The organism is Pseudomonas sp. LS-2, from assembly GCF_003605735.1.
Classification (GTDB): Bacteria; Pseudomonadota; Gammaproteobacteria; order Pseudomonadales; family Pseudomonadaceae; genus Aquipseudomonas.
In genome coordinates this window covers 1-26,070 of sequence record NZ_QXTJ01000004.1, presented here as the reverse complement: position 1 = coordinate 26,070, position 26,070 = coordinate 1, and the positions used below count along the sequence as shown (strand labels likewise).

Annotated in this window: 10 protein-coding genes; 2 read left to right on the top strand and 8 right to left on the bottom strand. The window is 58.4% G+C overall.

Annotated features, from left to right (window positions below):
• Nucleotides 1–47: 47 nt before the first annotated feature.
• The 6 genes from D3M70_RS03720 to D3M70_RS03695 all read right to left on the bottom strand — a co-directional run.
• Complete coding sequence (locus D3M70_RS03720) at nucleotides 48–1,379, bottom strand: glycosyltransferase family 4 protein (RefSeq protein ID WP_120124461.1); 1,332 nt, start codon at nucleotides 1,377–1,379, stop codon at nucleotides 48–50.
• Nucleotides 1,376–5,869 carry a glycosyltransferase gene (locus tag D3M70_RS03715; protein ID WP_165869729.1) on the bottom strand — a complete coding sequence of 1,498 codons (4,494 nt, stop codon included), beginning with the start codon at nucleotides 5,867–5,869 and terminating at the stop codon, nucleotides 1,376–1,378. Before D3M70_RS03715 ends, D3M70_RS03720 begins: the two co-directional genes overlap by 4 nt.
• A gap of 55 nt (nucleotides 5,870–5,924) precedes the next feature.
• Entirely contained in the window at nucleotides 5,925–7,259 is a 1,335-nt protein-coding gene (locus tag D3M70_RS03710; RefSeq protein ID WP_120124458.1) for an ABC transporter ATP-binding protein, read from the bottom strand.
• Nucleotides 7,249–8,088: an ABC transporter permease gene (locus D3M70_RS03705; protein ID WP_120124457.1), complete on the bottom strand. Its 840-nt coding sequence runs from the start codon at nucleotides 8,086–8,088 to the stop codon at nucleotides 7,249–7,251. The genes D3M70_RS03710 and D3M70_RS03705 overlap by 11 nt, the downstream gene beginning before the upstream one ends.
• On the bottom strand, nucleotides 8,088–8,630 hold the full coding sequence (rfbC, locus tag D3M70_RS03700; protein ID WP_120124580.1) for a dTDP-4-dehydrorhamnose 3,5-epimerase: 543 nt from the start codon (nucleotides 8,628–8,630) through the stop codon (nucleotides 8,088–8,090). The genes D3M70_RS03705 and rfbC overlap by 1 nt, the downstream gene beginning before the upstream one ends.
• Nucleotides 8,631–8,976: 346 nt before the next feature.
• Nucleotides 8,977–9,705 (bottom strand): glycosyltransferase family 2 protein (locus tag D3M70_RS03695; RefSeq protein ID WP_375232916.1); only part of this gene is annotated, 729 nt, incomplete at its 3' end.
• A gap of 525 nt (nucleotides 9,706–10,230) precedes the next feature.
• Between D3M70_RS03695 and lapG the strand changes: the two genes are divergently transcribed.
• Nucleotides 10,231–10,926, top strand: coding sequence for a cysteine protease LapG (lapG, locus tag D3M70_RS03690; RefSeq protein ID WP_375232915.1), 696 nt, complete (start codon nucleotides 10,231–10,233; stop codon nucleotides 10,924–10,926).
• Between the two features lie 8 nt (nucleotides 10,927–10,934).
• Nucleotides 10,935–12,881: a cyclic di-GMP receptor LapD gene (lapD, locus tag D3M70_RS03685; protein ID WP_120124455.1), complete on the top strand. Its 1,947-nt coding sequence runs from the start codon at nucleotides 10,935–10,937 to the stop codon at nucleotides 12,879–12,881.
• 197 nt (nucleotides 12,882–13,078) lie between these two features.
• Here lapD and D3M70_RS03680 read toward each other — a convergent pair whose 3' ends face one another.
• Together D3M70_RS03680 and D3M70_RS03675 are read right to left on the bottom strand one after the other, a co-directional pair.
• Nucleotides 13,079–13,417, bottom strand: coding sequence for a tryptophan synthase subunit beta (locus D3M70_RS03680; protein WP_120124454.1), 339 nt, complete (start codon nucleotides 13,415–13,417; stop codon nucleotides 13,079–13,081).
• 83 nt (nucleotides 13,418–13,500) lie between these two features.
• The gene (locus D3M70_RS03675; RefSeq protein WP_218568399.1) at nucleotides 13,501–26,043 is read right to left on the bottom strand and encodes a tandem-95 repeat protein; all 12,543 of its coding nucleotides are present in this window, start codon (nucleotides 26,041–26,043) and stop codon (nucleotides 13,501–13,503) included.
• Nucleotides 26,044–26,070: the final 27 nt, after the last annotated feature.

Below are 26,070 nucleotides of genomic sequence, written 5' to 3'. Positions count from 1 at the left end.
ACCTGACGCCCCCTTTGCCGGGCGTCAGGCAATGACCTTTACAACGTTCACTCACCGTACATTGCGAAGGTTTCTCGGGCCATCACTTCAGGCGTTCGTTCGTAGTTCGTGGTCTTCGACATTCCGTAGAGGACATGAGGTTCGGTCACCAAGGCCGCAAGCTGTCTATGCAGATCCGTAGCGCTTCCACGCTCGAAAGACAGTCCGTTCAAACCCGGCTCCAGAAACTCGGTCATCCCCAGAACATCCGACACCAGCACTGGAGTGTGGGTCGCCAACGCGTTGAGCAAGACAAGCGGGCTATTCTCATACCATTTGGATGGAATGACCAGAAGGTCCAGATCGCGGAGGATGTTGACCATGTCTCCCTTGTCGAACGTGCCCAGGAACTCGATATCCCCGCCTTCAGCCTTGCTTCTGAGCTCTTGCATATACGCAGGATCTTGATCGGCCGGGCCGTAGATCTTCAGTTTGGCGCGCTGGGCTGGCAACTGTTGAAAGGCATCGACCAACAGATCGGTGCCCTTGTGCGGCGCGATCTGCCCGATGAAGCCAATGGTGGGTACGTGATCTGCAGGGCGTTCAGGTTTTGGCGAGCGATCAATATCGATACCAAACCACAGCGCGTGCATCGGCACTTTCACATCGTTGGACAGGTACGCCTTCTTGAGGAAGGCCGTGGGGGCTACAGCCCCCTTGTAACCCTGATTGTAAAGCGAGATCAGGGTGTCAGGTCGGCGTGCGATGTCTTCGATGGTACCGTCGATGCTACCGTTTTTCAGGCCCGGCAACTTGCGCAGTGCGGTGGCCGAACTTGCGATCACCTTGGCGGCCAATGGCGATTTCGCATAGCCCATCCAGCCACCCACGTTTGCCCTGGCCGCTTCCTTGATGTAGCACGCTACGCAGTTGGCTCGAGACTTCGACGGACCCGCGCAGAGCGCGCCGTCTGCCGCCTCAAGCTTGTTGTTCAGGCAGAAACCGAAGAAGTCCGTGAACGTGGCGTAGGTGGCGATCCCCAGCGCTGAAGTGACTTCCAGCAATACGGATGTATGGTTGATCAGGTGAGTGACGTGAACGATGTCCGGCTGCAAGTCGGTCAATACCTGGGTCAGCACTGTGCGCATGTCAGGCTGGTAATAGGTTTCCTTGATTCGACCGTGAGGAATCTTGTTCTTGTCCAGGCTGATGACCTTGATGCCCTCATACTCGTAGTGCGAGATGAGTTCTGCGGCCGCGGGTTCGCCTTGAAAAATCGCGGTGACTACGGTGACGTCGTGTCCCCACGAAGCATAGTTTTTCGCCAGCTCAATAGTGTAGGTCTCTGTTCCGTAGAAATGATCTGGAAAAAAACAATGTACAAAAAAGACGATTTTCATTTTTTCTTATCAACCATGATGCCGTTGTAAATGCCCCGATAGCCTTTGATCATTGCCTGAATGGAATAATGATCCTGAGCGCGTTTTCTATGGCGTTCTGCAATTTTCTGACGACGCGGAGTGTCGTTCAGGAGAGATACGATGATGTCAGCCAGCGCATCGGAGTTGCCTGCAGGTGCAAGCAGGGACGGATCATCGACAATTTCACCAATCGCTCCGATATCGAAACCTACGACAGGGACCCGCATGTTCATCGCGAACGGGCTGACCTGGCCGAAGCTTTCTTTCCATACCGGCGCCACGAAGATATTCATCCTCTCGTAGATGCTCGGCAGGCTGGCATAGGACACATAGCCGGTGAATTCGAAGTTTTCCGCGACACCAGCGTCCTCGGTAGCCTTCATGAACTGTTCCATCAGGCTGCCGCCGCCAACGATCAGGACCTTGACGGATGGCTTCTTCTTCACCGCGAGAATGAACGGCATGATCGATTCGGAATTGAGCTTGTCGCTTTCCAGTCGATATACCATGCCGATGCAGTCTTCACTGGCCTTGCGCTTGCTCTTGGATTCGAAGAGCGAGAAGTCGGAGCCTGGGTAGACCGTTACGTGGGCCTTGTCTTGCGGATTACCGAAAACATGCCTGACGTAGTCGCTGACGTAGACGTAGCGTGTGATGGCGTCCGAGTAGAACGGCGCTACCGGGGTGTTGATGTTTTCGATCACCGGAATCCCGAGGATCTCTGCCGCTCTCACCGATTTCGCGTACCAGGGCTCGTCGCAATCACCCCAGTAATGCATGTGGATGAAGTCCGGACGGATCTCCTTGAACGCTTCAATGAAGGGGGCTTCATCGTTCGGGAAGCGGATTTCGTCGATAGGGATGCCGATATACGCCGCAGGCGTCGGCGCATAACTGGTGACGACGCGTTGATCGTACTGATTCCCCAGGTATTCGAAGATATCCACCACCAATCGGGACGAGCCGCCGGTCATGAAGTTGGCAATGATATGCACAACCACCGGACGGTTCTTCTCAGGTTTGCTCGGAAGCTTCACGATGTATCCAGACTCTGGCTCGGTCGCCAGAGCAGGGGTCGGAATGTTCGGAGTCTTGCGCAGGCGGTTCACCATCGGCGATACCATGCTGCGCAGAGGCTTGCGCAGGAACTCTGGCGTCAGCAGGCCGGTCGTGAAGTAGGCAACCTTTGCCAGACCACGCAGTGTCAGCGGCTTGGCCGCGACAGCATCCCGCCACCGCAACAGGCGCGTCTGACGCAACTGGGCGTAGCGTACCTGCTCCTGTTCGAGTGCCTGAAGCAACGATTGCTTCTCTTGGGACAGGTCAGCGATGGACTTGTTAAGGTTGGCTTCGAGCTCGACATGATCGTCACGGCTGATGCTTCTGGCCAGCCATTGGTCATGGGCATGCTGCAAGGCAGCGAGCTGTTGGTTGACCGCCTCGGCGGAGATGTCCTGCTCGTCGATGACCAGATTCAGGCGGGACAGCTCGAATCCCAGCTCGCTCAATTGCAGCTCTTTTTCGCGATGGCTGGCGTTGATCCTGTTGATTTCGTGGCCCAACTCGTTGAGCTGGACATCCTTGTCGTTAATCAACCGATTAAGACGATCAATCTCCTCACCGGAGCGGCTCAGCAGCTCGTCCTTGGCGAAAATAACGGAGTCCAGGCGTTTCTGCTCGGAGCCCAGTTCGCTCAGTTGCAGCTCTTTTTCACGATGACTGGCGTTGATCCGGTTGATTTCGTTGCCCAGTTGATTGAGAAGCGCATCTTTTTCGGCAATCAGCTGATTGATCCGATTGAGGTCTTCACTGGTGCGGTTTTGTATTTCGTCTTTGCTGACGATAACGGAACCCAGTTCGCTCAACTGCAACTCTTTTTCGCGATGACTGGCGTTAATCCGGTTGATTTCATTGCCCAGTTGGTTGAGAAGGGCATCCTTCTCGGCAATCAGGTGATTGATCCGATTGAGTTCCTCACCCGTGCGGCTTAGCAGTTCGTCCTTGCTGGCGATCACGGTGGTGAGACGGTGCACGTCTTGACTGATTTCGTTCAGCAGGCTGTCTTTTGACTCGATCAGGAAGTTCAGACGGTTCAGCTCGAGCTCCGTCCATACATGGGCCGAAGAGGCTTTCTCGTGATTCTGAGCATCGAGGGTGGACTGGCTGAGCATCTTGTTGATGGCAGCGGTCAGGTCTTCGATTTCCTGCCCTTTCTCGTTCAGGCGGTGATCTTTTTCCATGATCACCATATTGAGCCGCTGAAGCTCGATACCTGTTTCGCCAAGCAGACGATCCTTGGTCTCGATCAGCAGGTTGAGGCGTTGAATCTCGATGCCGGTCTGGTTAAGTACCAGATCCTTCTCGATGGTGTTGGCATACAGCGAGTTAGCTTCTCGTTGCGATGCTTCAGTGATGGTCTTGATCGCAACGTCTTTGCTGACCATCAGTTCGTTCAGTCTTGTGATTTCCTGATGTATCGCTTCCGTCTGGCGCAGTTGCGAAACGCGGTCACGATAGAGCTGGTGCCACCATTGAGGTGTCTTGTTGATCGAGTTGTCACTGTACTTGAGGGCGTATGCGCACGAGGCGGCACATTCGACGATGGCGCCGAGCTCATGCAGACCGAAATCAGTAGGGTTTTCGAGCGACCCGTAAGCGGTTTTCCAGTCCAGCTTCAAAGCCTGCTCGGCGGCGGTCACGCCTTGGCGCCAGTACGCTTTGGCTTGCTCGAGATGCTGCTGGCCAGACTCGATCAGGCCCAGATTCAGATAGGCATTGACCTGCTTGGTGATCAGCGTCGGGCTGTAGCGAGTGCAGTCGAATGCAACACAGCGTTGATAGTAGGCAATGGCTTTTTCGCTACGGCCCCACTTCTGCCAGATCTGCGCCAGCAGATAGCAAAGAGAAACCTGCCAGCGGAGCTGCTGCGGCGAGGTCTGCTCAGCGTCCAGATAGGACTGGCACTGGGCGTCGAATGACTCGATGTCTTCAAAGCTGGCTGCTTCATCCCCATACAACTGGTAGCCGAGGACGCACAAGCCCGCGCCTTGGTCGGGTGTGTTGTCCGGCGAATCCAGTGCGACCTGGTAGCTGATCGACTGCAGCAGATCAGGATTGTCGATGCGGTGGCCGATAGTGACCAGACCTTTCACCAGCCATGGATTCTGGTAGTCGTCGAAACGGGTGACGTGCCAGTCCTGATTATCTGGATACAGATCGTAAGTCGTTTCCGTATAGGGCACGGAAGCGCCGTCCAGTGGCGTTTTCATCCCGACCAGCAGGCACCATTCGCATTCAGGATCGTCATTCACCAGGGTGTCGACGCTGGTGCGGAACAGCTGTCGGGTCCCGACAGCCCACTGCTTGTTCCTTTTGAACTGATCCGCAGTCTGGGCGTATGCAGCCTCGACCAGAAAATGCTCCTTGGTCTCTTCCAGAATCTTGGCCCAGGTGTAGACATGGAAGTGGAAGGGGTTGGGGTCTTCGCCTGTTTCATCGGACCAGTCGTTGGGCACCGACAATACGATACGGCCCGTCGGCGTCAGGACGCGGTGGAACTCTGCGAGCAATCCTTTGGGATCCTTGACGTGTTCGAGGGTCTCGAATGACGTGATCAGATCGATGGAATTGTCAGGGATATCGACGATTGCCTCGGGCAACCAGCCTTCCTTGAAAGTCAGACCGGGATTGCTCTGTGCGAAGTTGAGCTGAGCATACTTGGCGGCGTATTCGCTTCCGTCGATGCCGAGCACGCTGCTGGCGTCCGAGCATTTGAGCAGGATGTGCGATCCGTAGCCGAGCCCGCACGCCGCATCGAGGATTCGGTCGCCAGGACGAATGAAGCGACTGGCCAGCATATACCGGATGATGTGAGCGTCGGAGCGACTGCCTGGCTCGCGCGTCATATCCATGTGCAGATCGCGCTCTTCCACCAATGCGGAAAGCGGATATTCCAGTGCCGCCTCTGCCGGCAGTTTCTCGAGAGGGATCGCGACTTTGCCTTGTTCCAGCTGAAGCGCCTGGTAGTCGTTCACGCGGTAGTAGGCCGGGTGTTTGCGAGCGCCGACCTGGAAGAATTCCGCTTCGCATTTCTTGCGGAATGCCGAGGCCTGAGAACACTCTTCCGGCGACAGGTACAGGAATACGTTGGCATCCGAAACACGGAGAATCTGGCGCGCGAACTCGGCCGTTATCGCTTGTCCATCTGGCGTACCGGTTACCAGTACGGTAGTGAACGCGTCATCGGCAAAGGGCAGGGTCTCACCATCCCAATGCTTGAAACAGCCTGAGATTTTCTGTTCGTGCTCGTGCACGCGCGAGCTGTCCAGATCCACGTTGGTGACCTGGACGCCGCGGCTCAAGAAGGTCTGAAGCAGTGACAGATCGGCCGGGCCAACGTGCAAGAGCGGACCGTTGCCACAACTGCTCAGGAGCAGACCGGCGAGCTTGTTGACTTCGTCTCTCTGCAAGGTCGACTCGTCTGCCGCAATAGGGGTAGTTTCAGTGAGGACAGTGGCCATCATATTAACCTTTCAAGGACATAGCTTTCATACGAAGATCCAAAACCCCACCGAAGTGGTACTCACGTGGTTTCGTAGCGATTGAGAAAAAAGCAGCTTCGTCGCGCCAGTGGAGAATGCGTTGTTCGGCGTAATAGGGTTTGCCTTCCTGGGAGATTGCCGCCTGGATTTCGTACAGATTGGCGCCCAGGCTGCACAGGAACTCGAAGTCGACCGTGATTTTCTCGCCAGCCTTGAAGGTTCTCTTCCAGAAATATTCGCCTGAGGTCAGGCCGGAATCGATGGCCATGTCCTGGTTCAGGGTTCCCCACGAATAGATCTTCACGCCCTCTTTGTTGCGCAGTCGTACGCTGATATTCAGGTTCTTGAGGTCGCTGTGGCACAGGCATTCGACTCGTAGAATGGCTGTGTCAGTCGGGTAGAAAACCTGTTTTTCTGCCCCGTCGGCATCAAGGACTTTTACAGAGAGGACTTCCGCATCGAAGTTGCCGAACGAAAACTTGTCCGGCGCTTTGGCAGCGACGTTCTTGTCTGGCAGTGCGGGCGCCTTCTGAGCCTTGTTGGAGACGACTTCAGTGAGGTGCGCCAGATAGGCGCTCTCCTGCTCATGAAGGTCGCGTCGGTAGTCCAGGATCACTTCTGCGGAAGGGCCGATGCTCTGGATTTTTCCCTTCGAAAGGAAAATCGCGCGTTGGGTCAGGGTGCGCACAGATTCTTCGTCATGGGAGACGAAGAGCAGTGTCGTGCCGCTGCTGGTCAGCATTTCAATGCGTTCGTAGCAGCGTTTTTGAAACAGCGCGTCACCCACCGCGAGCGCTTCGTCCACGATCAGGATGTCCGGCTTGAGGTTGGCCTGAACGGAAAACGCCAGTCGGACGAACATGCCGCTCGAATAGGTCTTGACCGGCTGATCAATGAAGTCGCCGATGTCGGCAAACGTGAGGATATCGTCCATCAGCTCGTCGGCTTGATGACGGCTCAACCCGTGGATGGCGCAGTTGAGATAGACGTTCTCTCTCCCACTGAAATCCGGGTTGAAGCCCGATCCCAGCTCCAGCAGAGCCGCTACCCGGCCATTTACGTTGACCGAGCCGGATGTCGGGGACAGTGTCCCGCAGATGATCTGGAGAAGGGTTGACTTGCCGGAACCGTTTTTCCCGATAATGCCAACCGACTCGCCGCGCGCGACCTCGAAATTAATGTCGTTCAGCGCCCAGAATTCTTTCTGTGGCTGCTTGGATGGCAAAAATATCTGAAGGAGACGGTCCTGCGCTTTTTCATACATGTTGAAGCGCTTGGATAGGCCGCGGACACTTATTGCCGCATCTTTAGAGGACATCTGCGAAACCTGCGCGAGTTTTTTGGAAAAAGGCATAGCCAATGATGCAGACGGCTACGCCGATCCCGAAGCTGATTGCCATGCTGTGCCAGTCAGGCGTATGCCCGAACAGCAGGGTAGCTCTGCCGTTCTCGATGATGGCGGTCAACGGGTTGATATAGAGCCACCCCTGATATTCCTCGGGAAGTGCCGAGATGGGGTAGAACACGGGTGACAGGAACAGCAGCGCCGTTACAGCCATGCCCGTGATTTGTCCGATATCTCTGATGTAAGTCCCGAGAGCGGCGAGAAGCCAGGAAATGCCGGTCATCATCAGAACGAGAGGCAGTATGACCAACGGGAAATACAGCGCGGTCATTGGAATCGAGTGGTTGAAAAACAGCTGTGTCGCCAGCAGCACTGACAAGCTCACCCCAAAGTGGAACAACGCGTTCAATGTCGACGTAATCGTCAGCACTTCGATGGGGAATACGACTTTCTTCACGTAGTTGACGTTGCTCAGGATCAACTTGGGCGCGGTATTGATGCATTCAGCGCAAAAGCCGTGAATGATCAAGCCGGCGAAAAGGATCAGCGCGAAGTCTACTTTCGACTCTGAAGGGTCGACAGCTCCGGCAGCCCACCGAGCCTTGAACACGGAAGAAAAGACAAAGGTGTAGATCGTCAGCAGCAGCAGCGGATTGATGAATGACCATGCAACGCCCATCACAGATCCACGATACCGCGACGAAATCTCGCGCTTCGTAAGCTGGAGGATCAGTTGTCGGTTCTGTAGCCCGCTGCGCACCATGTGCCATGGGGAAAGAGGTTGAGCACCGTGCATTTCCATCAATAGGTCTCCGCCCGGCTCAATGGAAGGGCCTGCTGGTCTTTGCTGGAAAGCAATGGTTCGCTGGTGAGCGGCCATTCGATTCCCACCGCTGGATCATTCCACAACAGGTACCTTTCATGCTCTGGCGACCAGTAGTCGGTCGTTTTGTAGGCAACGACGGCATGGCTCGAGGTCACCAGAAATCCGTGTGCGAAACCTTCCGGAATCCAGATCTGATTTTGCTCGTTGCTGCTCAGATGCGCGCCAACCCATTGTCCGAAGGTGGGCGACGATTTGCGCAGATCGACCGCAACATCGAATATTTCCCCTTCAAGCACCCGGATGAGTTTGCCTTGCGGATTAGCGATTTGGTAATGCAGGCCGCGCAGGACCCCTTTGACCGAACGTGACTGGTTGTCCTGGACGAAAACCGGGGCGTGACCGACGAGCTCAGAGAATTTGCGTTCGTTGAAGCTTTCGAAAAAATAACCGCGGTCATCGCTGAATACCGTGGGCTGGAACACGACAACGTCCGGTATCTGAAGGGGTGATGCTTTCATGACAGCTTTTTTCTCCATCCGGGAAAATTTGAATCCATTGAAAATACTTGCGCCGTCGCCAGGATGGGCGTGCAGCGAAAAAAAACACCGAATGTAATACTGTTAGCTGGGTGTTGACAGCTTTTTCCTGCGATTGGTCGACCTATTTCAAAGCTTGTTCAGCAGCGCTGCCGCAATCAGGCTCAAATTGCCGGCAAGGGTCTGTCGATAGACGCCTGTTGCTGCCAGCAACCTGAGTCTTCTGAACAGGGGGCTTCTTCGAGCCAGATCAAACTGTTCGAGCCGCCGGCGATTCTCCCGGCCAAGGTCGCCCTTGTGGTGCATCAGAATGTTCAGATTCATCTCNACGACGCTTTGCCCCTGTATTGGAACCGATGAGGTTACCTGCGTGCTGTCGATAGAACAGTGTTGGCAGCGGGTCGAAAATGATCTTCCCGTCATAACCGCTGACGATCAGATAGGTCAGCCAGTCGTGGGCCACTATCTGGGCATCCGGGCGGGTGCGAGACAGCAGCTCGCGCGCGCGCTGATTGATCAGCATCGTGTTTGCACCGGCCAGGCTCTGAACCAAAGCATTGCGAAAGCTGGGGGGCTTGCTGAACAAGGGCGACAGGCCCAGGTCATTGCCGGTCGCGTCGACGAATTGAGTGCGCGAACAATACAGCGAGGCAGTGTCTTGGGTCTGTTGTCCGATCGCGGCAATGCTTCTGGCGAGCTTGTCCGGCATCCAGATGTCATCCTGATCGCTGAACGCGAAGTAGTCCGCTTTGATCTCGGGATGCTGGATAAGGGAGATGAAGTTCTTGGCAAAACCCTGTCGTGGACCCTGCAAAATGACCAGCCGGGAACCAAGCCGCTGTTGATACTCATGCAGGACATCTAGGGTGGAGTCCGTCGACCCATCGTCAGACGCGTAGACAACCCAGTTCGGGTACGTCTGGAGGATGAACGAATCCAGCTGTTCTCGCAGATATTCCGCGCCATTGAAGGTGCACAGAAGAATTGCAATCAGACTTTTGTGGTTGACTTCCCCAGAGGTGAAGCCAGATGGCAATTCGGCGGTGACGGTTGGCATGGCAGGTCGTTTTTTGGACTCTCGGAGTTTTGTCTGTCCGAAATCGATCTGCGGGATCTTGCTCGGTTCATGGGGGCGGATGATAAGCCAAGAGCCGGGCTGTTGTCATCGCGGCTATACCTGACGGCCGCCCGCTGAGCAGACGGTGGACCGGCCTGTAGAGGGGGCTGACGCTGATTGTTGCCCCCTTTTGGGGCGCTTGAGAGGATGCAGTGTCAGGCGCGGGTTTTGTTACCGGATGAGTGGCTAGTAAGCCTGCGTCGCCCAAGGGCGGTGTCCGGGGCCCGGGGCCGGTTCTCTTGGAAACGGTTCCGCCGAACGTGCCATATGACTGCGCTGGCCCGATGGGGATCGTCGCGACTCCCGCGTTGGGCGCTGAGCTTTCAATGATCCTGGACACGATGTGTGAGTGCTTTTCAGATAGTCAGGATTGGAGGCTCATGATCTCACCACGCCATTGTCTTTTCCCCCGCAACCCCTCACCATCACTTTCCCGTTATCCGTTTGCCTCATGGACTAGACGAATTGGCAGTACGTTCAGCTCATAAGCGCCCTGGTTTTTGGCTGCTTCTGGCGCTTGCACTGACGTGCACGGCGTGTGCGAGCTATCTGAATGCCGATTGGGACTTTTCCCTGATCAGCCGTCGCGCCGAGGCCTTGTATGGGCCGCTCGGGGCAGGGAAGCAGCGGATCGATGCCTGGCAGAACCTGTTGGCGACCGAGAAGCAGGTCAGCGAGATGGACAAGCTGACGGTGGTGAACCAGTTCTTCAATAAACAGATGCGTTATGAAGAGGACATCGACCTGTGGCACGAGGTCGATTACTGGGCCACGCCCATCGAGTCGCTGATCAAGGGCGCCGGAGACTGTGAAGACTACGCCATCGCCAAGTATTTCAGTCTGCGTCGGCTGGGCGTGCCCAGCGAGAAGCTGCTGATCACCTACGTCAAGGCCTTGCGCCTGAATCGCGCGCACATGGTGTTGACCTATTACTCGAGCCCGAACGCCATGCCGCTGGTGCTCGACAGCCTGATCAACGAAATCAAACCCGCCAGCGAACGGCAGGATCTGTTGCCGGTGTATTCCTTCAACGCCGAAGGACTGTGGTTGCCCGGTGCGCAGGGCAACAAGAAAGTGGGCGATACCAAGCGTCTGTCCCGTTGGCAGGACTTGCTGAAGAAAATGACCGCCGAAGGCTTCCCGGCCGAGCCTGAGAATTAGGAGTACTGATGTCTCTGTTCAAGCAATTGTTGATCGCAATCTGTCTGTTTATGGTTGTCGCGTTCGCGGGCAGTTTTGTCGTCAGCCTGGAGAGTTCGCGGGCGCAGTACGTCAATCAGCTGCGTTCGCACGCCCAGGATGCGGCAACTTCGCTGGCCCTGTCGTTGACGGCCAATATCGACGATCCGGCGATGGTCGAGTTGATGGTGACGTCGATTTTCGACAGCGGTTATTACGCGAGCATCCGGGTGGTGGATCTGGCGACGGACGCGGTGATCGTCGAACGCAGTGCAACGCCGGACAATCAGGGCGTGCCCCAGTGGTTCATCAATGCCATCGGGCTTGATCCAGCCGGCGGCGAGGCGATTGTCAGCCGGGGCTGGCAGCAGACGGCGCGGGTCGAGGTGGTCAGCCATCCGATGTTTGCGCTGGCCAAGTTGTGGCAAAGCGCGCTGGGCAGCCTTGGCTGGCTTCTGGCGTGTGGCCTGGTGAGTGCAGTGCTTGGCGCGTTGCTGCTGCGTCGTCAGTTGAAGCCTCTGGATTACATGGTTGCGCAGTCTCAGGCGATTGGTCGTCGCGAGTTTCTGACGTTGCCTGAGTTGCCGCGCACGCCTGAGTTGCGTCGCGTCGTCCAGGCAATGAACCAGATGGTCGAGAAGCTCAAGGCCCTGTTTCAGGAAAGCACCGAGCGCAGCGAGCGCCTGCGCGTCGAGTCCTATCAGGACAGCCTGACGGGGCTGTCCAATCGCCGATATTTCGACATGCAGCTCAAGACCCATGTCAGCAATCAGGAAGAAGAACGCCCCGGTTATCTGCTGCTGTTGCGCGTTCAGGACCTGGCCGGCCTCAACCTGCGTCTGGGCGGCAAGCGCACTGACGCGTTGTTGATCGCCGTCGCTCAGTTGTTGCTCAAACATTGCGAGAAATACCCGGAAACCCGCAACCTCATCAGTCGCTCACGCGGTGGCGAGTTCGCCGTGCTGGCACCGGGGATGGAACGTGACGAGGCGCTGGAACTGGCTCGCGATCTGGAACTGACCTTGCAGGCGCTCGGTGCTACGGGCGCGTCCGATGTTTCTCCGGTCGCTCATATGGGCCTGGCACCTTACAGTCCGGGCGACGCACCGCTGACCTTGCTTTCTCTGGCGGATCAGGCGTTGTCTCAAGCGCAAAACCAAGGTGAACAAACCTGGAGCTGTGTCGAGCACGGCGTGGTGAAGGGCAGTGGGGACGATCAGCATACCTGGCATCGTTTGCTGGATCAGGCGCTGACTCAGGGCGGTTTCGAGTTGTTCTTCCAGCCCGTGGTCGAAACCGGTCATACCGACCGAGTGATGCACTACAAAGTGTTGTCGCGTCTGGTGAACGAGCAGGGGCAGACCGTTCCCGCGGGGCGTTTCCTGCCCTGGATCGAGCGCTTTGGCTGGTCGAGCCGACTGGATCTGTGGATGCTCGGGCAGGTGCTGGCGCATCTGGAGACCCACGACCAGGCGCTGGCGCTGAACCTGTCAGCGGCCACGTTGAATGACACCGCTGCGTTGAATCAGGTATTCGATGCGTTGCGTCAGCATCCAAAACTGAGCGGGCGTCTGACGTTCGAGATCGGTGAAGAGCAATTGCCTGAACAGGAAGTGCTGGAAAAGCTGACCCGTCGTTTGCAAGAGGCCGGTTTCACCTTGGCGTTGCAGCGTTTTGGTGGGCGTTTCAGCATGATCGGCAACCTGGCGCACCTGGGCCTGGCGTATCTGAAGATCGACGGCAGTTATATCCGCGCCATCGACGAGGAAAGCCATAAGCGTCTGTTCATCGAAGCGGTGCAACGCGCAGCGCACAGCATTGACCTGCCGCTGATCGCCGAGCGTGTCGAGACAGAGGGCGAGCGTCAGGTGATCGCGCAGATGGGAATAGAAGGGGTGCAGGGTCAGTTGATTGGTGATCCGGCGCCTTGGAAGTGATCCGGTCGCCTGGATTATGATTCTGGCCGGAGGCCGTGGGAGCTTGGCTTGCCAGCGATCTGCCGGGAACCGGCAGCAAATCCTGCGTGCCCGTTGTGCCTGACCCAGCGAGTTGTCGGGGTTGCTGCCGCTGCGCAGCAGATCGCTGGCAAGCCAAGCTCCTACGCCCTTCGGGCAGAAGCGAAATTGCGTAGCTTTTAAATCAACCGTGTTTCATCGTCATTGATCAGATCGCTCAGGCCGCCCAGTGTTTCCCGGGCCTGGTTGCGGTCCATCAACTTCGCCTGCGCGGCGGCAGGTAGATCCGTGATATTGAGGATGCCTTTGCTGGTCAGCACCTGAATCAAGTCGTCGAGTACCCGGATCATCTCCATGTCACTCAACTTGAGCTGGTTCAGGCTCTTTTCCACCATCTCATCGGCATACCAGGCCTGGATCTCATGATCATCGGCTGGCAGTTGCCCGGTCGCTTCGGCGAACTCCGCCGCCTCCACCCGAACAAGCACTCCATCTGCATCGCGCTGAACGTAAAACATGGCTCATTCCTCAATGAATGCAAAGGCTGGCAACCGTCGGTGACGGCTGCCAGCACAGTACATCAGCTCTTGCGACTCAGCTATCAGTGATGATCGACCTTGATGGTCGGATCGGCACCGTTAACCAGCGAGTTGATCATGGAGTTGTTCCATTGCACGCCTTCCACCTTGATGTGTACATCAGCGGTGTTGGCGACGGCAGTGGCGTTGGCTCCAGCGGTGGTCGTGAACTTCCCGGCGCTGCTGACTTCGATGGTGGTGTCCTTGCCATCGTTGGTGATGTGCAGATACTTGGTCAGATCATTCACGTTGTTACCATTTTCGCCTTGCAGCAGGTCGCTCAGATCGAGCTTGTCGCCCTCGCTCGCATGGAAATCCTTGATCACGTCAAACCCGCCGCTGTTGGTATCGCCTGCCTTCCAGGCGAAGGTATCGGCGCCAGCGCCACCGGTGAGGATGTCGTTGCCTTTACCACCAATCAGAACGTCATTGCCATTACCGCCGTTGAGGATGTCGGTGCCGCCCTGACCGAACAGGATGTCATCGCCATTGCCGCCCAGCAGGCTGTCGTTGCCATCGACCAGGCCGGTGGTGTTGGACGCTGTAGCCAGGTGGCTGACCTCGTCAACGTGGCTGCTGAGGAACTGATGCAGTGCCTTGTCATCGATGGTCGACACATCTTTGTTCAGCGTGTCGGCCGCAAAGGCCTTCAGCGCGGCAGTGCCCTGCAGCGTGTTGTAGCTGATCAGGTCGCCGAACAGGATGTCATTGCCGTCGCCACCGACCAGGCTGTCGTTGCCCGGGCCAATCAACGTTTCGGTGCTCAGGATTGCCGTCGCCAGCTTGCTCGGATCGATATTGGCCTGAGAGTGCGCGTTGGAGTCGTACTGATTCAGGCTGTCGGTGCTCACGCCGCCGTTGATACCGATGGCTTCGACCGCCGTACCGCCGCCCGCGGCCAACAACGCGTTGTAAGCGCTGATCGACTCTTTGGTCACCGTTGTTGTGGTGTCTTGCCCATTACCCGCAAGGTTACCGTTCTTGTCGAGGTAGTAGGTCGGGTAACCGTCGGTGATGAAATACGCCAGGTTCAATGCATTGGTATTGCCGGTTGCGTCCGAGCCATTGAAGAACGTTGCGGTTTTGTTGAACACCGCTTCGTAGTTCGTCCCGCCACCCACGCTCATCGACTTCAGTACGGTTTCCAGACTCGATAGCGCCGAGGAGGAGGACAGGTCAACAGTGACCGCCTTCTGCACGTTCGAGTCGAAGTCCACCAGATTGACCAGAACCTTTCCTGCGTGCGCGGTCGTGGCGGCCGCCTGCAGAGTTGCAAAGGCGTAGCGCAGCTGAGCTACCTCTTTGTCGAGGCTACCGGCCATGCTGCCCGAGGTGTCGACCATGAACGCAATGTTGTAGTTCTGACCCGAGACGAACTTGATCGCACTCATGTCTGCCACTGCGATGTCGTTGGTCGCGGTGCCGGTGAAGGTGCTGGCCCCGGCAGTGCTGTCAGTGGACTTGTAGGTACCGGCGTCGACGATAACGTCGATGCCCTTGGTCGCAGAGGCCGTCGGGACAGCTGCTGGCACGCCAGAGATAATCGCTTCGGTCGCCGTGGCCGTAACGTTCAAGGTGAACTTGCCGTTGTAGTACTCAGGCGTCTTGATGACAAGGCTGGTCAGATCCAGTGCGCCGACGTCTACCGGAGTAGTGGTACTGACGATGGTCACGCTGTGGCCCGCCGCGTCAGTCAGCACGGAGCCCGCAGGGGCGCCGGTGACAGTCACGGTGTGAGTCTCGGAACCGTCCGTGCTGTCGCCGAAGCTTGCTGTCACGCCGCTCAGTTTGATCGGGTTGTTCTCGGTGCCGTGGTTCAGTTCATAAGCGGTGTAGTAACCCTCGCCTGCGACCTGAGGATTCTGCACGAACGTCACACCGTTCAGACCCGAAGCTTTCAGGTCGTCGACCGATGCGTAGAGCGGGACATGTGCACTGTCCAGCGCGACGGAGGTAACGACCTTGGTGCTGTTGTTCGTGTCGCTCAGGCCAATGCTGTAGCTACCCGGACCGGCCTGGTTGTAGTGGTAGATATCCAGCGTGTAGTACCCGGATTTCGAAGCCGTGAAGCCCGCACCCGAAATCACTGCACCCGCACCCCACGTGGCGCTGGCGGCTTGCTCACCACCAACGGTGATCAGCAGGCTGTCATCGGCAGAACCGGTGAAGTTGTAGGTGTGACCCTCTTCCAGATAGATCAGGCCGGACAGCTTGGTACCTGTGCCTTGCGCCACAGAGCTTTCCGTTGCCGAGTCGGCTGTGGTGTGCGTGGTCGGGGCTGTCGCGGTGGTGAAACCGGTCAGAATGGTTTTGCTGTCGGCGCCGTTTCCGCCCGTGCCCATGTTGGTCAGCGTACCGACCCATACGTCCTTGACCAGCCCGGTCGAATGCACCTGAGCGCCGGTCAGGTCTACAACTGGCGTGTCGGCAACCGGTTTCACCGTGATGCTGCCCGTCGCCGTACCTGTGCTGCTCAGGCCCTGGCTGTCGACGGCCTTGTAGGTGAAGCTGGTGCTGCCGCTCCAGTCCGCAGTCGGCTTGAAGTACAGGGTGGCAGTGTTGTCGGTGGCCTTGATGAGACTGTCTGCAGTCACTTCGTTCTGGCCAGCCGCATCGCTGTAGAACTTGCCATTCGCCGCCGTGCTCGCCAGCTTGAAGGAGGCGATGGTTCCGTCGACATCACTGCCGTGCAGCACGGCGGTGATCAGCGGGTTCGGATCTTCATTGCCCACGATATTGGTCGAGCCGTCGCTACCGGTTGCAGCGGAGACGGTCGGCGCATCGTTGGTGCCGGTCACAGTCAGAGTCAGGTGACCCGGGTTGCTCACGGCACCTGCCTTATCGGTCGCTGTGAAGGCGACGTCGAAGGTGATCGACTGGCCCGCACCCAGCTTCTGATAAATCTCGCTGCTGGTGTCGATTGTCCACTTGCCGGTGTTTGCATCGAGCACGAAGCCGGTAGGTGCTTTGCCGGTGACCGCACCGCTGACCGAAGATGTGGTGCCGGTCAGTGCGTAAGTGAGCGTGTCGCCAGTATCAATGTCGCTGGCAACCAGTTGACCCGCATTGTTCGATGCCGCCGCATCTTCGGCAACGCTCTGAACGCTGTTGGTCGCAACTGGTGCATCGTTGGTGCCGGTCACGGTCAGGGTCAGATGCCCCGGGTTGCTGACGGCACCCGCCTTATCGGTCGCGGTGAAGGCGACATCGAAGCTGATCGACTGGCCGACACCCAGCTTCTGATAGACGCTGCTGCTGGTGTCGATTGTCCACTTGCCGGTGTTCGCGTCGAGCACGAAGCCGGTTGGAACATTGCCCGTTGTCGCACCGCTGGCGCTGGTTGTCGTACCGGTTACGGCGTAGGTCAGCTTGTCGCCGGTGTCGATGTCGGTTGCAACCAATTGACCCGCGTTGTTCGGAGCTGTCGCGTCTTCGGCAACACTCTGAACGCTGTTGGTTGCCACTGGCGCATCGTTGGTGCCGGTGAGGGTGATGGTCAGCGTACTGTCGCCAGTAGCGCCGTGTTCGTCGGTCGCGGTGTACGGGATAGTGATGGTTTTGACTTCACCGGCAGCCAGGCTGTCGTACGCAGCGTTGCTGCTGTCGAAGGTCCAGCTGCCGTCGGCCTTGAGGCTGAAACCGTCGACCGCAGCGGTGCCGGTTTTCAGGCCATATGTCAGGTGCGAGCCGTCATCCACATCAGTGGCAACCAGTTGCCCGGTGACCAGCAGCGGCTTGTTGATCAGGTCGCTGAGTTGCTGAGCCGTCGCGCCTTCGGCGGTCAGTGTCCACTTGCCGTTGTTCTCGACCGCGTTGCCGTTGGCGACCAGAGAGTCGGGAGTCACTCCGGTCAGGTTACCGACGGTGAGGGTCGAATCGTTCTGCGAGTCTGTGAGGTTGGCGACACCGACGACGATCTGGTAGGTGCCAGGCGTCGCGAAAGTGTACGAGTAAGTGTGGGTACCCGAAGTGCCGTAGTCGCCCACCGTTGCCACGTTGGAGAGAACCGCAACCTGCTGGCCGTTGACCTGTACGAATGCGAAGTCGTTGAACGGCGAGTAGTCCTTGGCGGTGAAGTTCCAGTCGAAGGACACCGTCTGGTTGGCCGAGGTGGTGGTGAAGGTGGCGACCAGTGCCGAGCCATCGGTGGCTGCGCTGTTATTGATGCCGGTAGTGATGTGTTGCGCTTCGACGGCCGAGGCGGTGGCCGCCTGGGCAATCGGTGCATCGTTGGTGCCGGTAACAGTCAGGGTCAGGTTCGAGGTGCTGGTAGCACCGGCCTTGTCGGTGACGGTGAACGGCACGGTGTAGGTAACACTGTCGTTCACACCGAGATGCTGATAGGCCTGATTGCTGGCATCCAGCGTCCACTTGCCGGAAGCGTCGACGCTGAAGCCTGCCGGTTTGTCGGTATTTTTGACGGTATAAGTCAAGGCGTCGTTGCTGTCGACGTCCGTCGCTTGCAGCTGCCCGCTGACGATGGTGTCTTCAGCGACAGTCTTGGTGGTGGCGGTTGCCACTGGCGCATCGTTGGTGCCGGTCACGGTCAGCGTCAGATGACCAGGAGCGCTGGCGCCTGCCTTGTCAGTCGCGGTGAACGCGACGTCGAAGGTGATCGACTGGCCAACCCCCAGCTTCTGATAAACGCTGCTGCTGGTGTCGATGCTCCACTTGCCGGTGTTCGCATCCAGCACGAAGCCGCTCGGAGCTTTTCCTGTGATGGCGCCACTGGTTGCAGAGGTGGTGCCAGTCACGGCATAGGTCAGTGCGTCACCTGCATCGACGTCGGTGGCGGTCAGTTGACCCGCGTTGTTCGGTGCTACCGCGTCTTCTGCGACGCTCTGAGCGACGTTGCTCGCAACCGGCGCATCGTTGACTGCCACGACGTTCACAGTAACGGTCGTGGTGTCGAAGCCGCCGTGGCCATCGGTCACGGTGTAGCTGAACTTCACCTCACCGTTGACATCTTTGGCCGGGGTGAAAATCACGTTGCCGGTGGCGTCCATGATTACGGAACCGACGACCTTGGTGCCCGACGCGTCATAGACAGCGGACGCGACTTTCGGATCGTGGCCTTGCAGCGAACTGATGCTCAGTTTATCGCCGTCGACATCGGTGTCGTTGGTCAGCAGGGTAGTGGCCTTGATGACCAGCGGCTGATCTTCGAGCGTGGTCAGGGTGTCGTGACCCAGAACGGCTGCGCCGCTGGTGCCCAATACGCTGAACGGGCCCACAACGTTGCCGTTCACGGAGGCGACTTCGACCTTCAGTTGCGCCTGTCCACCCTGATCCCAATAAACGATCTGGATATCGTGGGCGCCGCCGGTTGTCAGAGTGAAGTCCGTGGTGCGTGCGGTTGGCGACTGGTTGGCGTTGTACGAAGCCACCTGCTTGCCATCGATCAAGACGATGTAACCGTCGTCCGCCGTGATTTTCAGCTTGTAGCTGCCCGCGTCCATGCTGACCTTGCCGGCCAGCTCGATGATGGCATCGGTCGAGGTGGTTTGCGCAGTACCCGCCGTGTACACCAGCGAGGTCTTGTCGCCGCCCAGGAAAGTATCCAGGTTGCCGGTCTGGCCCAGGTTGTTGCCGAACGAACCACCGTAGTTGATTTTCGTTGCATCAAAGGTGGCATCGGCCTTGTGCGAGGCGACGAAGTCCAGCGCCTGCTGGATGGTGCCCAGGTTTGGTCCGTTCTTGTTGGCGCCGCTGTCGTTGTAGGCGTAGTAGTTGCCTTGCAGGCTTGCCACTGGCGCGGCCGCGAAGTGGTCAGGCAGTGCGACCGGTGCGTCGTTCACACCCTTGAGGGTCAGCGTGCTTTGCGCGGGGTCGGAGCTCACGCCGTTGACGTTGTTGCTGTCATTGCCCGTGTCCGTAACGGTCACAGTGACGTTGCGGGTGCCGTCCTGCAGCGCCTGGTTGTCGTTGCTGTAGGTGATCGCTTTGATCACCGACTCATAGTCGGCGCGGTCGGCATTACCCGACAGCGTGACAACCAGGTTGGTGCCGCTCTGGACAGCCGTGTAGTCAAGGGTCACGCCGTTGACGGTCACAGTGCCGGTGACGCCAGGGCTGCCGGCGGTGCCGGTGCCTACTGTGCCACTGACGTTGATCGAACCGCCCAGCTTGTCGTGGCCTGCGTCGTAGTTGCTCAGAGTGACGGTCGCGCTCTGCAGCTGTTTGCCGGCAACGCTGTTGTCTACGTCGGTGATGCTCAGGCTGCCTACCAACTGAGTGGAGCCAGTCTGGTCTTCGGTATACAGGCTGTTGCCAGCGGTCACGGTCGGGGCATCGTTGACCGTGGTGATGTGGATCGTCGAAACCGTGTCGGAAACAGCAGTGCCGTCGCTGACGCTGATGGTGATGGTGCGGTTTTCGGTGTTCGGGTTGTGCGTCGAGTTGTCGAAGGTGATCGATTTGATCGCCGTCTCGTACTGAGCAGCGGTGCCCGGACCGAAGGTGATGACCTTGCCTGTGACGTTGCCGTCGACATCGGAGATATCGGTTGTGGTGTATTGCAGATCGGCAGCATTGACCACGTTCAGGATGTCGCCATCGTGGAAGTTGGTCAGGGTGACTGTCGCGCTTGCCAGCGTGCCGTTGTCTGGATCGGTGATGGTAATGTCAGCTGCGATCTGGCCCGGGCCCTTGCCTGGTGCAGTCACATCGCCGCCCACCAGGGTTTCGTTACAGGTATTGCCGTAATCGTTGTAGCCACGGTAATGACCCAAGATCGGAGCGTCATTGACGGCGACCACGGTGATTTCACCGTGGGCCAGGACCGAGTCCTTGGTGCCGACATTGTTGCCTTTGGCGCCAGTGTCGGTGACGGTGATTTCCACACCGCGAGTGCCCGCAGTCGGGTTGTCGCCCGGCGCGCTGAACTTGATCGACTCGATCAGTGCCTTGTACTGCTGGATGGTGGCGATACCGTTGATGGTAAAGCCGGTGACCACGCCATTGACCGTTGTCGGTGTCACAGTGACGCCAGTCGGTGCACTGCCGGTGAAGGTCAGCAGCTCGCCGGTTTGCATGCCGGTGACGTTGACGACCGCCTTGCCCAGCGTGCTGTTGTCGACATCGTCCAGGTTCAGGTTGCTGACAACCGAAGTCGCGCTGTCGCCTTCAGTGAAGGTCACGCTATCGGTATGCACGGTCGGAACATCGTTGACCGTTGTGATGCGGATGGTCGATGTCGTCGACGCGATGTTATCCACAGCACCACCGTCGTCGATGGAGATGTTGATGATGCGGTTGTCTTTGACCGGGTTGTGCGAAGAGCTGTCGAAGGTGATCGACGAAATCGCAGTCTGGTACTGGGCAGCGGTGCCCGGACCAAAGGTGATGGTCTGGCTGGTGACGTGACCCAGCGCATCTTTGGTCTCGGTGACGTTGTAAGTCAGCCCGGCATCCTTGACCACATTGAGGATGTCACCCTCCTTGAAGTTGGTCAGGGTGACAGTCGCGCTCTTGAGCGTGGTGCTGTCGATGTCCTTGAGGGTGAAGTCGCGAGCGATCTGGCCCGGCCCTTTGCCTGCTTCATGGACGTTGCCGCCCACCAGGGTTTCGTTCCAGGTGTTGCCGAACTCTTTGCCAGTACCGGTGTGACCGATTTGCGCAGCGTCGTTGACCGGCGTGACGTTGACGGTCAAGGTCTGGCTGGTCGATGCCGCGCTGCCATTGCTCGACTCGGTGGACGTCGAGGTCACGGTCAGGGCGATCGTGCCGTTGGCGTCTTTGGCCGGGGTAATGGTCAGCGTGCTGAGGTCCCAGCCAGTGACGGAAACCTTGCTGTTGTCGGCGCCGGCAGTGAAAGTGTGACCGGCAGTGCCATCAGTCAGCACAGCGCCCTTAGGGATGCCGCTGATGACCGTGCTCAGGTTTTCCGAGCCATCGGTGTCGGTCAGTGCTGGGGAGATGTCCAGGTGGATCGCGGTGTCTTCGTCGCCGGTTGCAGTCTTGACGGTAAGGTCTGGCGCGTCAGCGACCGCAATCACATGCACGGTGAAGTCCAGCGGAGTGCTGACGGCTGCAGCGGCGCCGTCTTTGGCGGTCGCGATCAGGGTCAGCGCGACATCGCCGCTGAAGTTGTGCGGTGCGGTGAACTTCAGCGTGCTGGCGTTCCAGTTGGTGATGTCCACCGAAGCATTATTCGCATCAGCGGTGAAGGTGTGCCCTGGGGTGCCGTCGGTGATGACCGAGCCTTTCGGCAGACCGTTGACGGTCAGCGTCAGGGTTTCCGAACCGTCAATGTCGGTGCTGGCGGCATGAACCGCCGACAGCAGGATTGGCTGGTCTTCCAGACCCGTGTTGGCGTTCTGGGTCACCGAAATGTTGTCCAGAATGCCGCCGGTGGAGTTGCTGTCCGCGGCCTTGAATTCAAGGTGAGCGGTGCCGTCCGCGGTGACCGGAACCTGGAAGGTGTAGGTTTTCAGGCCCAACTGGTTCGAGTTCAGCGTGCCGATCAGGGTGGTGCCCCAGAACACATTGATGACGGAGTTATCCAGAGCGCCCGCACGCGGCGAGTAGTCGACCGACACGGTGTAGGTCTGACCGGCCTTGGCCGAGAACTCGGTCCACAGGTTGCTGGCGTCGCCGGTGTTGCGTTCCAGTTCGATGACCTGGTTGCCAGCTTTCGGATCGGTCACGCCATACACGCTGGCTTTGCCGATTTCGACGGTGCCGCCCGCGTTGTCGGTGTGCCATTGGCCGTTGCTGAACTGGCTGACTGGAATGGGTTTCCAGTCGCCGATGGCGGTGGTGTTGCCCTGGAAGTCGATGGTTCTGACGAAGCCATCGGTGTCCATGGTCAGGGACGGCGTGTCGGTGACCGGAGCCACGGTGACGCTGCCGCTCACGACAGGCGAAGCAAGAACGTTCTGACCGTTGGAAGCCAGGCCGTTGTCCACTGCCTTGTAGGTGAAGTTGTTGGTGCCGCTCCAGTCCGCATCCGGCACGAAGTAGATGGTCGCGCTGTTGCCGGACGCCGCGATATTGCTGGTGGCGTCGAGCAGGACGGTGTGGTCCGCGTCGGCGTAGAACTTGCCGTGCGCGCCCAGATCAACCAGGTTGAAGTGGTCGATGTGGCCGTCGATATCACCACCGTTCAGGGTGATGGAAATAGCAGGAGTGGTCTTGCCAGCGTCTTCGTCGCCGCTGCCTTGAGCGCCCGCGACGACTGTCGGAGCGTCGTTGACCGGGATGACCTTGATCACCGCCTGTGCAGGTGCTGAGTCAACCACCCCGTCGTTGACGGTGACGGTGACCACACGGTTCACGGCCGAAGGATCGTCACTGGTGTTGATGAAGCGCAGCGATTTCAGTACGTCGTTGTACTCGGCTTGAGTGGCGTCGCCGGTCAGGGTGAACACCAGCTTGCCGTCAACTGTCGCCGAGGTGACGTTGATCTTCGCGTCAGTGCTGGCGAAGTACAGGTTGTCGCCCGGTTGCGGGTTGGTGAAAGTGACCGTCGCACCTTTCAGATTCGGGCTGTCCGGGTCATTGATCGTCATGTATGGCATGACTTTCAACGCGCTGCCGTTCTCGGTGAAGCTGGTGGTGCTGGCGGTGCCACCGGCCGGGCCGTTGAGGTCCAGAACCGGCGCGTCGTTGACGGCGGTTACCGAGATGGTGCTGGTCGCTACATTCGACAGATTGTATTGCGCCGAGCCGTCATTCACTTGAACCGTGATGACGCGGTCAATTGTGCTTGGATTATCGCTGGTGTTCTTGTACATGACCGATTCGATCATCGCCTTGTACTGATCCAGTGTCGCTTCGCCGGTCAGGGTGACGGTGATCTTGCCATCGGTGGTGCGGGTGTCGCTGACAACGGCGTGGATACCGAACTTGTCGGTAGCCGTCAGTACGTCAAAGGCCTGAGCGTTGGTCAGGGTGATGGTCGCACCTTTGAGCGTGCCGTTGTCCGGGTCGATGATGCTGAGGTTGGCGCTGGAAATGCTGACGCCTGTGCCGTTCTCGGTGAAGTCAACACTATAGCCAGTGCCGGTCGCTGCCGGGCTGCTGTCCAGGTCCAGAACCGGTGCATCGTTGACCGCAACGACGGTGATCTTGCCGTCCACCAGAACCGAAGTCTCGGTGCCGACGTTGTCGCCTTTGAGGCCCGTGTCGGTGACGCTGATCTGCACGCCACGGTCGCCTGGCGTCGGGTTGTCTCCGGATGCCACGACCTGGATCGACTGGATCAGGGCCTGATAGTTGGCGACGCTGGCGTTGCCGGTCAGGGTGATGGTCATCGTGCCATTGGCGTCCGGGCCAGAAACGCTGTAGTCGATGCCCAGATCGGTCTTGCCGCCGCCAAGGTCATGGCCGGAGCCGATCAGGTCGTTAGGCGACATGTGGGTCAGAGTGATGACCGCGCCGCTCAGCTGAGAATTGTCCACGTCCTTGATGACCAGGCCATTGGCGATAGACACCGGGTCGTGGTTTTCCACGTAGGTGTTGTTGCCGACGACCACTTCTGGCTTGTCGTTGACAGCCGTCACGTTGATGGTGGTGGTCGTGGTGTTCGACTGGCTGTTGAGGATCTCGCCATCGTTCACGGTGATGGTGATCTTGCGCGGCGTGGTGTCCGGGTTTTCGCTGGTGCTGCTGTAAGTGATCGACTGGATCATCTTCTGGTACGAAGCCAGGTCAGCAGAGCCGCTCAACACGACGGTGATCTTGCCGTTCAGAACACGGGTGTCGATCACGGTAGCGTGGATGCCGAACTGGTCCGCCGCCGCCAGAGCGTCACCGGCCTTGGCGTTGGTCAGGGTGATGACCGCGCCTTTCATGTTGGTGTTGTCGACATCGCCGATCTTGACGTTGTTGCTGGCGATGCTGACGCCCGGCGCATTTTCGGTGTACGCGGTGGTGAAGCCGGTGCCCGAAGCGTTCGAGTCCAGATCCACGGTCGGCGCGTCGTTCACCGGGATAACGGTGACATTGGCGGTGGCAACGTTGGAGCTGTTCTCGCCATCGTTGACCTGAACGGTGATCGCGCGGTTGCCGCCGACCGGGTCATCGCCTTCGCTGACGAACGCCACGGATTTCAATACGGCCGCGTATTCAGCCTGGGTAGCAGCACCTTTGAGGGTGTAGACCAGTTGGCCGTTGACGGTTTCCGAGGTGATGGTGATCTTGCTGTTGGTCGTGTCGAACACCAGCTTGTCGCCGACCTGCGCATCCTTGATGGTCACGGTGGCGCTTTGCAGGTTCGGGCTGTCCGGGTCGCTCAAGGTCAGCAGCGGCATCAGTTTGACCGGCGCTGCGTTTTCAACATACGGCAGGGTGACCGTGTTGTTGCCCGGGAAGAACGGACCGTTGAGGTCGACAACTGGTGCGTCGTTCACGGCCGTCACGCTGACGGTGGTGGTCGCGACGTTGGACAGGTTGTGCTCGGACTGGCCGTCATTGACCTGCACGGTGACGGTGCGGTCAGCACTGCCTGGGTTGTCGGTGGTGTTCTTGAAGGTGATCGACTGGATCGCTTTTTCGTAAGAAGCAACGCTCGCATCACCGCTCAGGGTGATGGTGATCTTGCCATTCACGATACCGCTGTTGGTTACCTTGATGCCGAACTGGCTGGCGATCCCCAGAACGTCGCCAGTCTGGGCGTTGCTCAGGGTGATGGTCGCGCCTTTGAGCGTGGTGTTGTCCGGGTCGGCGATAGCCACGGTGCCCATGATGTTGAGCGCCTTGCCGTTCTCGACGTAGGTCACGGCGTTACCGGTCTGCAAGGCGCCATCGGCCGAGTTCAGATCCAGAACCGGTGCATCGTTGACCGCAGTCACGTGAACGGTACTGGTGACTGGAACGGAGTCATTCTGGCCGTCGTTCACAGTCACGGTGATATTGCGATCGACAACGCGTGGGTCGTCACTGCCATTGTGGAAGGTGATCGACTTGATCACGGCTTCGTATTCGGCAGACGTTGCAGCACCGGTCAGGGTCAGCACAATCTGGCCGTTGACGGTGGTCGTGATGGCGGTGATGTTCGCGTTCGGACTGCCAATGACCAGCGTGTCGGAGTCCTGAGCGTTGGTCAGGGTGACTTTGGCGCCTTGCAGGTTCGGGCTGTCGACGTCGCTGACTTTTATGTCGGCTGCGATCGGTACGCCGGCGTTGTTGCCTTCGGTGAAGGTGACTTCGCTGTTGACGCCGTCCGCATTGCCATTCAGATCAACAACCGGCAAAGCATCGTTGTCGATGATGGTGGTGGTGACGCTGCCGTTGGTACTGCTGACCACGACATTCTCGAAGTTGCCGCCAGTGATGGCGCCAATCGAAACAGTGACGTTTTCAACGCCTTCCGGAAGGGTGTCGTTGATGGTCGCCAGGTCGAAGGTCACGCTGCTGGCGTTGGCCGGAATCTTCACGCTCACGACTTGGGTGTAGTCGCTGCCGTCGGCGGCGGTGCCGCTGTAGGTCAGGTTGATGGTGACTTCGGTCTGCGCCGGGTTGCTCAGGCTGATGGTGTAGGTCGCAGCCTGACCTTCGGTCACTTCAGTGCTGCCGGTGATGCTGGCAACCGTGGTGTCGACGGTGTCAGTGATCTGCACCACGGCTGGCGTCGTGTCGGTCGCCAGGTT

What these genes read in the sequence shown, in the direction of transcription:
- rfbC (WP_120124580.1), bottom strand. Translation starts at nt 8,630, where the DNA reads ATGAAAGCATCACCCCTTCAGATACCGGACGTTGTCGTGTTCCAGCCC.
- lapD (WP_120124455.1), top strand. Translation starts at nt 10,935, where the DNA reads ATGTCTCTGTTCAAGCAATTGTTGATCGCAATCTGTCTGTTTATGGTT.
- D3M70_RS03680 (WP_120124454.1), bottom strand. Translation starts at nt 13,417, where the DNA reads ATGTTTTACGTTCAGCGCGATGCAGATGGAGTGCTTGTTCGGGTGGAG.
- D3M70_RS03720 (WP_120124461.1), bottom strand. Translation starts at nt 1,379, where the DNA reads ATGAAAATCGTCTTTTTTGTACATTGTTTTTTTCCAGATCATTTCTAC.
- D3M70_RS03705 (WP_120124457.1), bottom strand. Translation starts at nt 8,088, where the DNA reads ATGGAAATGCACGGTGCTCAACCTCTTTCCCCATGGCACATGGTGCGC.
- D3M70_RS03710 (WP_120124458.1), bottom strand. Translation starts at nt 7,259, where the DNA reads ATGTCCTCTAAAGATGCGGCAATAAGTGTCCGCGGCCTATCCAAGCGC.